This is a genomic window from Stenotrophomonas sp. FR024, assembly GCF_047500745.2.
Lineage (GTDB): Bacteria > Pseudomonadota > Gammaproteobacteria > Xanthomonadales > Xanthomonadaceae > Stenotrophomonas > Stenotrophomonas maltophilia_A.
The window spans coordinates 26417-40814 of the sequence record NZ_JAXAXM020000028.1; the positions used below are offsets into that span (position 1 = coordinate 26417).

General features: G+C 59.8%; 10 protein-coding genes. 2 read left to right on the forward strand and 8 right to left on the reverse strand.

From position 1 onward, the window contains the following. Positions 1-10: 10 nt before the first annotated feature. The 5 genes from ACMZ91_RS20445 to ACMZ91_RS20465 all read right to left on the reverse strand — a co-directional run bounded on the left by ACMZ91_RS20445 (position 11) and on the right by ACMZ91_RS20465 (position 6508). A complete protein-coding gene (locus ACMZ91_RS20445) occupies positions 11-1330 on the reverse strand; it encodes an ABC transporter permease (RefSeq protein ID WP_414577945.1) in 1320 nt (439 codons plus the stop codon). A 55-nt stretch (positions 1331-1385) separates the two neighbouring features. Beyond that, entirely contained in the window at positions 1386-2990 is a 1605-nt protein-coding gene (locus ACMZ91_RS20450; protein WP_414577947.1) for an ABC transporter transmembrane domain-containing protein, read from the reverse strand. Then, the gene (gene lanKC, locus ACMZ91_RS20455; RefSeq protein WP_414577949.1) at positions 2987-5728 is read right to left on the reverse strand and encodes a class III lanthionine synthetase LanKC; all 2742 of its coding nucleotides are present in this window, start codon (positions 5726-5728) and stop codon (positions 2987-2989) included. Before lanKC ends, ACMZ91_RS20450 begins: the two co-directional genes overlap by 4 nt. A 106-nt stretch (positions 5729-5834) precedes the next feature. After that, positions 5835-5957, reverse strand: coding sequence for a class III lanthipeptide (locus ACMZ91_RS20460; RefSeq protein ID WP_197573012.1), 123 nt, complete (start codon positions 5955-5957; stop codon positions 5835-5837). Positions 5958-6385: 428 nt separating this feature from the next. Next, complete coding sequence (locus ACMZ91_RS20465; RefSeq protein ID WP_197573011.1) at positions 6386-6508, reverse strand: class III lanthipeptide; 123 nt, start codon at positions 6506-6508, stop codon at positions 6386-6388. Positions 6509-7572: 1064 nt separating this feature from the next. Here ACMZ91_RS20465 and ACMZ91_RS20470 point away from each other — a divergent pair. Further along, positions 7573-9072 (forward strand): YifB family Mg chelatase-like AAA ATPase, encoded by a 1500-nt coding sequence (locus ACMZ91_RS20470; protein ID WP_414577951.1) that lies wholly within the window; start codon positions 7573-7575, stop codon positions 9070-9072. A gap of 193 nt (positions 9073-9265) precedes the next feature. On the opposite strand, the gene ACMZ91_RS20475 is transcribed toward ACMZ91_RS20470, so the two are convergent. The 3 genes from ACMZ91_RS20475 to yidA all read right to left on the reverse strand — a co-directional run bounded on the left by ACMZ91_RS20475 (position 9266) and on the right by yidA (position 13422). Further along, a complete protein-coding gene (locus ACMZ91_RS20475) occupies positions 9266-9652 on the reverse strand; it encodes a hypothetical protein (RefSeq protein ID WP_414577953.1) in 387 nt (128 codons plus the stop codon). 119 nt (positions 9653-9771) lie between these two features. Further along, positions 9772-12090 carry a TonB-dependent receptor gene (locus tag ACMZ91_RS20480; protein WP_414577955.1) on the reverse strand — a complete coding sequence of 773 codons (2319 nt, stop codon included), beginning with the start codon at positions 12088-12090 and terminating at the stop codon, positions 9772-9774. Positions 12091-12588: 498 nt separating this feature from the next. Further along, positions 12589-13422 carry a sugar-phosphatase gene (gene yidA, locus ACMZ91_RS20485; protein ID WP_049462569.1) on the reverse strand — a complete coding sequence of 278 codons (834 nt, stop codon included), beginning with the start codon at positions 13420-13422 and terminating at the stop codon, positions 12589-12591. Between the two features lie 149 nt (positions 13423-13571). On the opposite strand from yidA, the gene ACMZ91_RS20490 reads away from it, so the two are divergent. After that, positions 13572-14234 (forward strand): exopolysaccharide biosynthesis protein, encoded by a 663-nt coding sequence (locus ACMZ91_RS20490; protein WP_049462570.1) that lies wholly within the window; start codon positions 13572-13574, stop codon positions 14232-14234. Positions 14235-14398: the final 164 nt, after the last annotated feature.

A 14398-nucleotide genomic window follows, 5' to 3' on the forward strand; every position in this document is an offset into this window, starting at 1 on the left:
GCACACTCCTTCAAAGCAGCTTCAGCTGGGTAACCGGCTGGATAAAACTCGCTCGATACGCGGGAATCGCACCCGCCAAGAGGCTTGCGAGCAAAGATAGAATGGCGGTGACCAGAAACATTGCGATGTCCAGGTGCACCAGATCTGCGTATGCTACTGGCTGGATGCGTATCATCCACAAGCCAAGTAACGTTAGGAACAAGCCAAGCACGCCACCCAAAGCACCGATTAGACCGGCCTCGACCAGACACTGCGTGAAGATAGCGACTCTGCTCGCTCCCAACGCGCGACGCAGGCCGATCTCTCCGCCGTGCCTCATGAACTTCGCAAGCAGCAAGCCGACTACGTTTGCGAGGCAGATCAGAAGGAACGCGAAGGCCAAAATCGTCTGCACTTTTACGTCGCTGGGAACTACCTGATTGAAGTCCAGCCATTCCATCAGAGACCTCAACCGGGTGTTGTCGTCGTGCTTGATACGTCCAAGGCGCTTCTGCTCAGTTGCATAGTTGCGGAGGAAGCGATCGTATTCCTGAACGCGCTCCGGACCACTCAACTTTACCCATAGCGCGACCGCGACACAGGGCGAGCTCTCCAGAACACCAGGACGATCTGGGGTAGCCCAACAGGTAAACGGTTGGAAGTCGCCCTCGTTGATCTCGAGGCTAGCTGAGAGAGGAAGAAACACATCGTCCGCTGCACCGTAGAAGCCGGATGTCTCACCACCAGAGAAGCGCCCGCCTCTGATCTTGTAGAACAGTGGGGAAGGACGCCATGGGCCTAGAACACCGATGATCTGAAGATTCGTGTCTTTGACCCTTAAGCTCTGACCGACACTGTTGCGGCCGCCGAACAACTGCTGGTTGAGTCGATCTGAGATCACTGCGACACGGCTGCGACGCGCGTCATCCTCAGCACCCCAAGCGCGCCCGTACTGTAGCGGCACGTCGAACATGGTAAAGAATTCTGAAGTTGTTGAGATCGAAGAGATCATCAGCGGTACTCCGCTAGGAAGCTCTGACCTAACCTTGACGGGATTGGATACCACCATCGCCTGGCTGTCCGCCTGCTTGGCCGACCATAGATCAAACGCGGTGCGGTAATCCATTACATCATAGGGCTCGCGTCCTTTGGACTCTGGGTTCACATCAACTTGAGGGTAGTAGATGTGCCCGCTCTTTCCTGGAAGAGGGTCTCCAGACAGGATGTGCATGACTGCGAGGGTTGTCATGCTCGCCCCGATGCCAACCGATATCGCCAGAATCATCAATCCAGTGATGACCTTGTTCCTTGCGGCGTTATGCAGCGCAACCTTCACGTAATAGCCAAACATCTAAGCAACCCTCCTGTGCTGTCCCACCTGTTCTGCGCCGGCCCATGGGGTCCGACTAAGCCTGCTGGACTGCGTTCTCATCCATAGTCCCAGCACTCTCTGACTCAAGCGCAAGAGTTGTATCAAACAGATTTCGGTACTCGCTTCCGCCGTGCATGATCATTATCAGTATTTTGCCTTTCGTGATCGTCATGATCATATCCATGGCGATACGTTGGATGCCGGCGTCCAGGTTCGCAAGTGGCTCGTCCAATACATAGAGATCGGCCTTCTTGCTAAGTGCCATGGCCAAGGCAACCTTCTGTTGCTGACCTGCAGACAGCTGGTCAGGATAGGCCTCAAGAATCTCTGAAGAAAACACAGCCAGCGTTTTCAGAAGCTCTGCGTCAACCCCGAGGTCCTTTATGGCGAGAGGGGGAAATGCGAGCGGCAGAGTGGATGAGCTGATTCGTGCAGGCAGTGAAAGACTGCCTGCTGTGGGCAGCAGGTGCCTCGCGAGGATGTTGGCAAGTGTGGTCTTTCCAGAGCCGTTGTCACCAGTGACGAGAACCCTCCGCCCCCGATCAATGACTGTGGATACATTTCGAAGAACGCTGGTTTGGCCGAAGCTAAAGGACAAGCGATCGGCTATGACACTTTCTGAATACTTAAATTCAGACGATTTTCGCAACTCAAGAAACCCTGAAACTCGATGAACCGTGGCGCCGTAGCTCTTCAGCTCTGCCCAGTTCTTGAAGATGGCAATTAGGGTTGTAGCCGCACGCCAGAATGCGTTCATGAACGCAATGAACGAACCAAATGTCATCTTCTTCTGAAAGACAAATAGCGCACCAACGAATATCGAGCAGACATCCGACAGAACCATCGTCAGATCACTTGCGCCTTGAAGTGTGCGCACCACCTTGAATCGACTGTAGCCTGCATCCAAGAGGCCGTGCATGCCTCTATCGAACGAGCTCAACGTCTTGCTTGTCAATCCGAACGCCCCCACCATCTTCAGGCTTCCAACAGCGCTGGCAAGGATAACCAGAACCTGGGCTTCCTTTTCCCGCTCCGTAGATGTCAAAGCACTGATGCGTTTGCCAACCACCAAGCTGACAATCGTGGCAACTGGGATGATCGCGGCAAGAACTGCGAAGGCCTTCCATGAGATGTAGAGCAGTGCTATGACCAAGGCCACAAGCATGGAGATCTTGACTGCAACTCCTCTGACCAAGGCAAGCATTGGTACCAGACCATCCTTCACGTCAGATCTGATCCGCGAAATGTAGTATCCCACTCCGTTTCGCAGGAAGTCTTCGTAGCGTTCACTGTAGAAGACGCGCAGAAGCTCCTCGCTGACTCGCCTCACAATGCGATTGTCCAATCGCTGCTGCCAAAGCGAAGTCACGTAGGCACCCACGTTGAGCGAGACACCTAGCGCAAGATAGCCAAGGATCAGGTACATCAAACGCGAAAAATCGCCCTTCAACGACGCCTCATCAAGAATCGCCTTGATCAGGAGGGGGTGTATCAGACCTTCAAATGCACCAATTGCACAGGAGGTGATCGTCACCGCCACGTACTCATTCCGGTTCTCGCCTAGCAAACGCGAGAAGTCACGCCATGGTGTGTGGCCGCGGCCAGGATCCACCGCAGTGCTGCCGCTCGGCGTACTCATTCTTGACCTATTCCCCACTCAGGCCCTTCCATGAGGGTAGGGCCGAGCTGATGGTCTGCCTGCACCCTCAAGAAGGGGGCGTCCAAGATGTCCAGACAGAATTCATCGGGATACGGCGAACTCAGTCGATGCAAGGCCCGGATAGCCCCAGCAATACCCGTGGCGTAGTCACAGGAAATGCGAAACAGGTTCTCTCCCGGTATGGCCGCTGTGTCAGCGTCGCCAAAAACATAGATGTCGGTCAGCCCCTCATAAGGGCGATTGGCCAGATTCAGGTATTTTGCATCTCCTGAATACACATAGGCATCTACCAGCGTGTCTATCAATCCAGCAAGGCCGTAAATAAGACCCGGAAATCCGGAATACTTGCGGTAGAGATCCAAGGCCAGAGATTCAACTACTTCCCAGAGACCGTACCTGATGGCGACTTTCATAATGCCTGCGGTACCCTGCTCCACGTAGGGTTCGTAGGTGGTTAGGCCAGTAGGTGCGGCGGCAAACGTGGTGATACCTGCCTCCAGCTCGTCTCCCTTCGACAGGTCGTAGGCCAGTGCCAACTCTCCTATCGCCCTCCACTTAGAATCGTCGGTCACTTGAGACAGCCGGAGGAAGAAAAGCGCCACTCCGGATTGACCATAGCCGAGTCCAATTCGAATGACGCCGTCGTCCTCCCAATAGATTCCGTTCTCCGTACGAACCGCAGATGATTTCAGCTGCAGACCGAGCTCTAAGGCAGTTTCCAGATAGTTCCTGCCTTGCGAGGCAAGAAAGGCTGCCAGATTCGCCATTCCGATGCCGGCTGCTCCGTAGTAGAACGAGATCTGGCCCTTCGGAACCGAACTTCTGTTGGCCATGTCAATGAAGCCAAGCCCGACAGAATCGTAGCCCATGGCCAAATGGGCCCATCCGATTCCCGCCAGCCCCGTCAGCACACCGGGCGCTGTGTTCGCCTCATGAAGACGTCCTGCATCCGAAAAGTGCCGCTCGAGTACTTCATTGGCCACCTCGGCACCGGCGCGTGTGAGTGCGTAGATTACGCCGGACGAACCAAATCCCAAGCTAGTTGCATTTGTGGAGAGAGCAAAGGGGTCACAAGGAAACAGCGTGTACTTCGAATTCAGTCGATAGTTCATCAGAACGAACCTAGACAACCGTTCTATCAAGTGCTCCACTGGCTCAGAAGAGGCCTCGCGCATACCGTACGGCTCATCTATTGAGGCTCCTACCTGTAACCTTTCTTCGGCCTCGCGAAGATCGATCCGTCCCTGCGCGAGACCACGAATCACATCGAGCACCGGGGTCCCTTTCCAGCCGATATCCTGGACGAGAATGGGAAGGACGTTGTCGAAGAGGTCGTCTCTGACATACGCCATCGCCACGATCGGAAACATGGAGTACATCATGATCGCCGAAACTGCGTACAGGTCATCCTCGATGCTGCTTGCCTTTGTCCTGCTCTTCATCTTGCTTCTGAATCCAGGTGTATGAATGTCATCGGATTCTCCATGAGACGGTCGGAATGCAGCTTCCAGGTCAATCAACCGCACCTCCAGGGATTCCTTCTTAACCAGAATATTTGGGGGTGACAGATCGCCAATCACCATTCCTGCCCTATGCGCCAGATCAACGACTCTGAAGAGATTAATGAAGATCGTTCGATACATCCCATAGAACTTCTCACTGTCTGCCACCGTCGGGCGCACCGTCATCAGCGGCGAGAACTGGAGCATGACCTGCCGCATGTCGAGAGCATCGAAATGCTCCTCAACGAGGTAGAAATTCTCCCAATCCCAGAACGAGTCCAAGACTGCAGGGGCGACTCCCAGCGGACTGAGGATGCTCAGATTCGCCATCTCTCTTTTCAGGCGGGTGGTTGCATCTCCGCCATTTTCATAGAGCTCCACATGGGGCCTGGCCTCCTTGATGACGACTTGGCGACCGGTGAGAGTGTCCTTTGACAGGTACACTCCACCAGTGTTCGAGAAGCCCAGCGCGCTCTCGATCAAGTAGCGACCGTTGTTCAAGACCATCTCCCCTGTTTCCTCTTCCTCGGCAAGGAAGGGATCCTGAGCCCACTCAGGAGTCTCGAAGTACGGGGTCCGATGATCAGGGACATGGTCTCCTGACGGTGAAACAAGCATCGGGATCATTCTTCCCATGAAGTCCAGACGGTTCACTTGGATGATGCCGCCGTACCGGTAGTAGATACAGCGGCTGTCTTTGTAGCGCTTGTCGGACAGGATGTAAGATCCGACATTCGCCCCCACCTCTTGGTACATCAGCTCGATGAGTTCTTTGAACTCAGTCTCCGTATGTGGGTAGACCGTAATGAACTTCCCAGATCCACCTCGGGGCCAACGCTTGGATGTCATCATCCTCATCGTGCGGCAGTCGTTGGCGAACTTAAACTCCACATCACGCTGAAGCAGAAGCTCAGCAACACGCTGAAGAATCTGCTTGCAGTTATCTTCGATTGCTGACAAATGGATCTTCCAGCCCTGAGCTGGAAGCGACCGCGAGCCAGACCTCGCGAGTGGCAAGACATGGGACCACACTCCGATCCGGCGAATGCCCCAGCCTTGCCCATGCGCCACTAGAAGCTGATCAACAATCGACACTAGCTCATCGCTCGGCCTGTAATGCTCGTAGTTCGGCTCGTAGAAGCGCTCGTCGCTGCTGATGAAGTTGACCTTGTCAACATGCCGCAGCTCGCGCAGCGTAGGTTTTCTGGAAGACATCACGCGCTATCCTTGGAGATGATCGGCCCGCAGTCTCCAACCGAGCACTGGCAGCCGGCATTGTCATGGGAGGGCGCCAGATATCCGGCGCCCTCCTTTAGGTCAACTACTGCAGTTTCTGCTCCTCCGTGGGGCCGCAGCACGAATGGGTCGAACTGGTAGAGCTGTTGCCCATCAGGCTTAACGAGGTATCCAGAGACAGGCGCTGCAGATTCAGTACACGATTCATTCTTTCTCTCCTTAGTGACTCAAGGTAGCGTCACTCTCCTTGGCTCATCGTCCCTGGATGAGCGCGCCCCCTGAGTTGGCACTTACTCACGACAACTGGCGGATCACACGATCAGCTGACGACTCTTGTGTTAACGCTCTCCTTCCACAGGCGTGGCGCAGCAGCTGTGCTGGGAGCTGGTACAGCTGTTGGCAAGCGCAGACACGGTGCTTTCCACAAGCAGTCTCTGCAAGTTGAGAACTCGATTCAATGAAGGATCCTCTTTCTGATAGGAGATTCGCCGATGAGTCACTCTCGGCCATGTCGCTGGGTCGATAGCGTCGATGATGAATCCCTTGCGGTAGATCGATCAGATTGGTGCGGCAATACATGTGGTGTAGCCGGGACACCTAGGAAGCCGGCGGCGACACGTCATGCAGCAACAGCTATTACAGCCGCGGATCCTCTACGCTGCCATCACAGCAGCTGTGTGTGGAGCTGCTGCAGCTATTGCCCATCAGGCTGACATTGGTATCGAAGGCCAAACGCTGCAGATTCAGTACACGATTCATGACATTCCTCCTTGGTTGACTACGAATTTCCGATCAACCCCAGCCAAAGGTTGGGTAATCGGCGGCACACTGCGCATCTGAATGATCAGACGCGCAGATTGGTACGCGGAGAAGGATGGATAAGACCACCCCGGGGAGAAATGTTCCTGATCCCAGGAGATGGGGCAATTGAGCCTCTGAACTCACTCCATCACTTCTTCGCCATAGAAATTCCTCTCATAATTTTCATCGTGCACCGCCAACGGCAGGGAATGGCAGCACACATCATTGCTCCACATGTACTCACCAGAACCGGAAACTGATCCTTAGAGACTCACAGGCTGAGAACCGATTTCTCAACATGTTGAACGAGCGACTTACTTTCGGCCCGCCAGAGATACTGCATACCAGCGGCATCCAATTGCCAGACGCCGCACCGACATTACTGTCGCAATCTCCTTGATAGGCAGATAAGAACAAGGCATCGAACTTTTGGATTTCTACCGTCCTTCTCCGGATCACGATGGAATCAGTGTTGGATACTCTTCTGTCACCGACATCAATGAAATGACAATTGATTTTTCCTATCGGCGCTCCATTCCTTTCTCGCAGACTTGCAAACACCGTGATGCAAAGGGTTTTGGTCAGATCTTGAATTTCATATTCACCCATCAGCCGCGCATTGGGACATCTCATTTTCAGCCATATGCGTCACTTTGGCGGGAACAACGGTTGACGATTAGCGCTACTCGCCTTTTGGTCACGTGGACCCGTTTCTATGAGGCAACGCTTTGGAGCCGGAACTTGGAATTCCCCGAATCCATGATGTTCCATCAACCAAAGAAGATTCGCCTGTGCGTTCGTACACGATGATTCGGGCTTGCCCGGGACCCGACTACTGACTCCAACTTCCCACATCTCGATCAACGCCTACTTCAATGTCCAAAGTGACGGGCGTCGCTGCGTTGCCCATCACAACTTTCATTCAACGTTAGGGCATTTCCTAGCCGCGTCTGATGCAGTCCCCGATGGCTGACCGCCGATTGCTGTTGCACTATTCAATGTCTTTAAACGGGAAACCACACATGGGCCTGGCGCTGGTCTACAGCCGTGCCCGCGCCGGGGTCGATGCCCCGCTGGTGCGGGTGGAGGTGCATCTCTCTGGCGGCCTGCCTGTCACGCAGATCGTGGGACTGGCCGAGACCAGCGTGCGTGAGTCCCGCGAGCGCGTGCGCGCCGCCCTGCTCTGCGCGCGCTTCGACTTTCCGCAGCGGCGCATCACATTAAACCTCGCGCCTGCCGACCTGCCCAAGGAAGGTGGGCGTTACGACCTGGCGATTGCGCTGGGCATTCTGGCGGCCAGCGGCCAGGTCGATCCACAGTCACTGCTGCAGTACGAATTCCTGGGCGAACTTGGCCTGACCGGTGAACTGCAGCCGGTAGCCGGAGCGCTGCCGGCGGCGATTGCGGCGGCAGAAGCCGGGCGCATTCTGGTGGTGCCGCCGGGCAATGCCGCAGAGGCAGCTTTGGCCGAGCATGCTGATGTGCGAGTGGCCCGTACCCTGCTGGAATGCTGCGCGGGGCTTGGCAATCCGCGCCTGCTGCCGCCCGTGGAGCGCGTGGACACGACACCGTTGCCACTGCCCGATCTGGCCGACGTGCGCGGGCAGGCGCATGCGCGACGTGCGTTGGAAGTTGCCGCAGCGGGTGGGCACCATCTGCTGTTGATCGGCAGTCCTGGCTGCGGCAAGACACTGCTGGCCTCGCGCCTGCCCGGCCTGCTGCCGGACACCGAGGAAGCCGAGGCGCTGCAACTGGCCGCGATTGCATCTGTCAGTGGTGAGGGGCTGGATCCGCGGCGCTGGCGCCAGCGACCCTTTCGGGCGCCACATCACAGTGCCAGTGCGGCGGCGCTGGTGGGCGGCGGCACCCCACCCTGCCCCGGCGAAATCTCGCTGGCCCATCACGGTGTCCTTTTCCTCGATGAGCTTCCAGAGTGGAACCGCAGCGCGTTGGAAACCCTGCGCGAGCCGCTGGAATCCGGCCACATCCGCATCGCCCGCGCGGCGCGCAGCGTGCAGTATCCCGCGCGGTTCCAACTGGTGGCGGCGATGAACCCTTGCCCGTGTGGCTGGGCCGGTGACCGCAGCAACCGCTGCCTGTGCAGCGACGAACGTATCAACCGCTACCGCGCGCGGGTGTCCGGCCCGCTGCTGGACCGTATCGACCTGCATATCAGCGTGGCGCGCATGGACGCGGTGGAGCTGCGGGAGAGCACGCCGCTGGGTGAGCCCAGTGCATCGGTGCGTGAGCGGGTGGAAGCCGCCCATGCCCGGCAGCAGGCACGTGGCGGGCTGAATGCCCATCTGCCACCAGCGGCGCTGCGGGCGTGCACGAAGCTGAGCGAGGCCGATCAGGATCTGTTGGAGCAGGCGATTGAGCGTCTGCAACTTTCCGCGCGGGCCATGCACCGGATTCTGCGGGTCGCGCGCACGATTGCTGATCTGGCGGGTTGCGAGGTGATCCAGACGGCGCATCTGGCTGAGGCGATTGGCTATCGGCAGTTGGACCGGGGAAAGCCTTAGCAGCACCAGCTGGAGAGGACGTTGGTAGAGTCGACTGTTAGTCGACTCGCGCGCGAAGCGCGGATTTCTGCGGAGCCGATGAGTAGAGCAGTCGACTAACAGTCGACTCTACCAAGAGCAGGTCACGGCAGCGGATGGGTCAATGCCAGAGCAGGTCATGGCCGCCGGGCGACGCCAGGGTCATCCCCGCGCATCACGCCGCGGAATCCACGCGCCCACGTCTCGCCAGCAACGCCACCCGACGGCTGACCAGCGCGTGCAGCTCCGCCAGCTCCGACGCCCGGTCAGCCGTCATGTTCCCGCCAAACAGCACCCGCGACAACGCCGCCTCGTCGCTGTCGTGCGGGTGCTGCCACCGGTCCCGGTACACCTTCTGGCACACCAGCCAAGCCAGCCGCAGCCCCCCACCGGGCAACGGACGGACCACGCGCTCGTAGACGTGCCAGAACTGGTACTCGGCCTGCAGGTCGATCACAGGCGCCACGGACAGCGCCTGCCGGGGCCGTCCTGGGCCCCGGATGCCGAACAGCGGGGTTCGCGGGTTGTACTGAGCCATGCCGACAGCATGACCCAGCAACATTGTGGGAACCTTGCGTCGCCGCCAGAAAATCCCTGTTGATTGCGCAAGGCGGGTTTGTGGACGGATCTGGGCACCTGCCTGGGGACCGCCAGGTGCATCCACGCATGGCGTGGATCTACTTAGAAGGTCATCGAGGTGCTGAGCATCAGCTGCCGGGGCGCGCTGCGCTGCAGGGTCTGGTAATCCCCCGAGAACGACGAGCCGGCGATGGTGGCGGTACCGATGTTGTGGCGGTTGAACAGGTTGCTCACGTCCAGCCGCAGCTCCAGGCCCGGCACCGCGCTGTCCGTACCGAAGCGGTAGGCGGCATAGGTGTTGACCTGCCAGAAGGTCGGCACGCGGATGTCGTTCTCGTAGGTGAAAGGCTGGCGCAGGTAGGAGGTACTGGTGGCACCGAAGCGCCAGTCACCGAAATGCGCCGACAGGTCGCTGACCAACGAGATCTGCGGATAGCCCGGCTGGGCGTTGCCCTTGATCGGGTACACCGTGTCGCCCACCACGAAATCGCTGTCGTAGTACGAACGGGCCACGGCCACGCCCTGGTAGAACTGCAGGTGGTCGGTCAGGTCGGCGGTGATGCCGAGGTCGGCGCCGATCACGTGCATCTTCGGCATCAACCGCACGGTGTTGATCTGCGCGAACTGGGTGCCGATGGCGGCCGACAGCAGGCGGTTGCGGATGTCGTTGTAGAACACGTCACCGGTGATCGTCAGCCGGTCGAAGCGATGCGACGCGCCGACGGTCAGATTCCAGTTCTTCTCCGGGCGCAGCGTGCCGGCCACGCGGTCGAACTCTTCCTGGTCGGTGATGGTCCACGCGGAGGCGGTGTAGCCGATGTTGCCGCGCTGGGCCACGCGGTAGCCGTTCATGGTGTTGGCCAGGTCGATGAAGGCATCGGTGGATTCGGTCGGGCTCCAGAACAGCGAGACATGCGGCAGGAAGTTGCTCTTCGCGCGCAGCGTGCCGTTCACCGGCCGGTCCTTGGCATCGCCGAGGCCGCCGCCGCTGGTGCGGAAGTCCACGGCCTTGAAGCCGACACCCAGCTTCAGCGTGTCGTTCAACACGATGTCGTCCTGCAGGTAGAACTGGCGCGAGCGGGCCACCCAGCTCGATGCGTTGTCGGTCTTGAACGCGGGGCCGTACACATCGAACGGGCCGGTGGCCTTCAGCGGCGGGCCCTCACCCAGCAGCGGCTGCTGGTACCACTCGGTCTTGGCTGCGGCCTTGCTCTTCTCCTGCCAGAAACCGGCGGTGAAGGTGTGCGCGCCGGTCTCGAACTGCAGGTTGAGCATGCCGCCCAGCCGATTCACGCGCGGCGTCTGCACCTGTTCGGAGAACGGTGCGCCGTTGGGCGACGGCACGGTCGGGTCGGTCAGCGTGGCCTGGGTGTGGCTGTTGGCGTTGTACAGCTGCACGTTGCCACTCAGGGCCGGGGTAATCTGGAAGCGATGGTTGATCGAGGACACGCGGTCGCGGGTGATCTGGCCGGTGTCATACGGAATCAGCTCGGACAGCTCACCGCAGGTGTAGGCGCCGCAGGACTTGTCCGCATTCTCCGGCGAGGCCACGTACCACGCCCAGGCATAATCGGGATAGAAGATGTCGGCCTTCCAGCCCAGCTTGCGGATCATGTCGAACGAAATGTTGTTGTAACCCCAGACCTTGGCCTTGCTGTCGGACAGGAACACGGTGAAGTCGCCCCAGGCAACGTCCTGCTGCAGCTTCAGGTCGACGCGCAGGAAGTTCTGGGTGCCCTCGCCCTGGTACTTGTCGGCGGACACGCGCTGCAGGTCGACCAGCACCTTCGGGCCGTGCTCACCGAGTTGGCCGCTCTGCCCGGACACGGTGGTGACCAGCGTGTTGTTGCTGCCCACGCCCTGTTTCACGCGCAGGCTGGGCGTGTCCTGCAGCTCGCGCAGGCGGTATTCCAGGCTGCCGCCGTTGACGCTACTGGAGAACACGCTGACCGGTGCGCCACCGGGGCTGACCGTGATCGCGCCGATGCCATCGGGCACGCCCACGTTCACCACGCTGGTGCCGGTGAGCGAGAGGAAACCGTTGTCGTTCAGTGGCACGCCTTCGAAGGTGATGCCCATTTCGTTCATGCGGAAGCCGCGCACGAACAGGCTGGTGGCCGAGATATCCAGGCCCAGCCCATCGGTGGCGGTGTAGCTGGCGCCCGGTACCTGCTTGAGCATTGCCAGGCCGTTGTTGCCGGTGACCATCGCGTCGAGGTCTTCAGCCTTGATGACGTAGCGGTTGGGGCCGACCACCTGAGTAGGCGCAACGGCCGCGCCGCGCGGCGTGGCGATGACCTGCAGCGCGTTCAAGGTGGTGGGGGTGTCATGCGCGGCATCGTGCGTTTCTGCGGCGTACGCAGGTGCGGTGATGGCCGTGATGATGGCCAGAGCGAGGCGCGTCGTGGGTGGGGTGTTCATGGGCTGATCCAGGGTGCAGGGAGAGAGCGGCGCAGGCGCACGCCCAGCGCGTTGCAGCACCGGTGTCGGCGCCCTGGCTGGCGATGCGATTGCGTTGAGGGAGTGACGGCGCGGTGCGCGCCGGTCAGCAGACGAAGGCGATCATCTGCCGTGGGATTCGATGGGGTGATTTCGACGTGCGAAATTCTTGCATCGCAGTGCCGCATTCGCCATTGCGCGGTGGTACAGCGCGGATGGCGATGGGGATGGGTGGGTTATACGTGGGTATAGCCTGGGTCGGCGCTTACCGCCTGCGTGTGCCAACCAAGGTTGGCACCTACCGAGGCGGACGGGACCTGGTAGAGGCCGACCTTGGTCGGCGCATACGGTGCGCGTGTGCCAACCAAGGTTGGCACCTACCAGGGCCCACGAGACATGGTAGAGGCCGACCTTGGTCGGCGCATACGGTGTGCGTGCGCCAACCAAGGTTGGCACCTACCAGGGCATAGGGACGCGCGGTTACTGCAGGACGAAACGCTCAATGGCGCGCGCCACGCCTTCGTCTGCATTGCTGGTGGTCTCGAACCGCGCCACCGCCTTCACCGCGTCGATGGCATTGCCCATCGCCACGCTGGTACCGGCGTACTGCAGCATGGTCAGGTCGTTCTCCTGGTCACCGATGGCCATCACGTTGGCGCGGTCGATGCCCAAGTGCTCGGCCAGCTTCTGCAGGCTTGGCCCCTTGCCGGCGCGGTGGTCGAATACTTCCAGGAAGAACGGTGCGCTCTTCAGCACCGCGAAGCGCTCGGTCAGTTCGCTGGGCAGGCGCGCGATGGCGGCATCCAGCACGTCAGGCTCGTCGATCATCATCAGCTTGATGAACGACATGGACGGGTCCATGTCGGCCACGCGGCGATAGGACAGCGGCATCCGCGAGAGATGCGAGTCGGCCACGGTGTAGTAGCTGATGTCCTGGTTGGGCGTATACATGCGCTGGCTGTCCAGCGCCTGGAAGTGCACACCCAGGTCTCGGGCCACCTGCTCGCAGAACAGGAAGTCGTCGAAGCTGAGCGGATACTCGACCACGGTTTCGCGCGTGCCGATACGCTGCACCAGGCCGCCATTGCAGGCGATGCAGTAGTCGTCGTCGCCTGTGATGCCCAGCTCGTGCAGGAACGGTGCCAGGCCCGGAACCGGGCGGCCACTGGTCAGCACGATGTGCACGCCCAGCGCGCGCGCCTGTGCGATCGCCTGCTTGGCCCGCGCGGTGAGGGTGTGGCTGGGGTCCAGCAGGGTGCCATCCATGTCGATGGCGACCAGTTCGATGGTCGATTGCCTGCGGCCCATGTCCATTGCGTTCAACTCGTGCGGGGCACGCCAGTTTACCCCCTCATGCCCGGTTCACCTCTTTGCCCACGTTGGCCGGGATACTGCGGGAGCCTGTGCGTCCCCCACCGCAGGACGGCCCGCTGACCGCCCTTCCCTGGAGAACCTTGCGACGCATGACTTACCGTGCCCCCGAAACCAACGACAGCGCGCCCCTGGCCGAGCAGATCGAGCAGATGATCGACGAATTGCCCGGTGAGCAGGTCAGTATCGGCACCCTGCTCAGCGCGCTGGGCGATGAAGGCCTGCTGCTGATCGTGATCCTGCTCTCGGCCATCTTCATCATTCCGGTGTCGATTCCGGGGCTGAGTACGGTGTTTGGTGCCTCGATCCTGCTGATCGGCCTGAGCCGCGTACGCAACCGCCCGCTGTGGGTGCCGCAGAAGCTGGCGCGCCGCGAGATCGCCACCGACAAGCTGAAGGCCAACCTGGGCCGTGCGCTGAAGTGGGTGCACCGCATGGAGCGCCTGTCGCGGCCGATGCGGCTGGCGGTGATGGTGCGCTCGAAGAAGATGATGCGCCTGAACAACCTGATGCTGGTGTTCGCGACCCTGCTGCTGATGGCGCCGGCCGGGCCGATTCCGTTCAGCAATACCTTGCCGGCGCTGGCGCTGATGTCCTTTGCGATCGGCTTCATCCAGCGCGATGGTGCGGCGGTGGCGGCTGGTTATGGTTTCGTGGTGGCTACGGTGGTGTATTTCGGCGTGCTGCTGGGTGGCGTGGGGTTTGCTGCCGAATCGGTGTTCAGCGGGTTCCGCAGCAGTACCGCGGAACTGTAGAGCCGAGCCCAGGCTCGGCGGCTTATGGCTTTTTGTAGAGTCGAGCCATGCTCGACTGCTGCTGGCAGAAGCAGTCGAGCATGGCTTGTATGTTCCTCCCGGCTCCTACGCGGTATGTAGGAGCCAGGGTGGAGGGACCGTCAAGCATGCATCTGCGGATACTA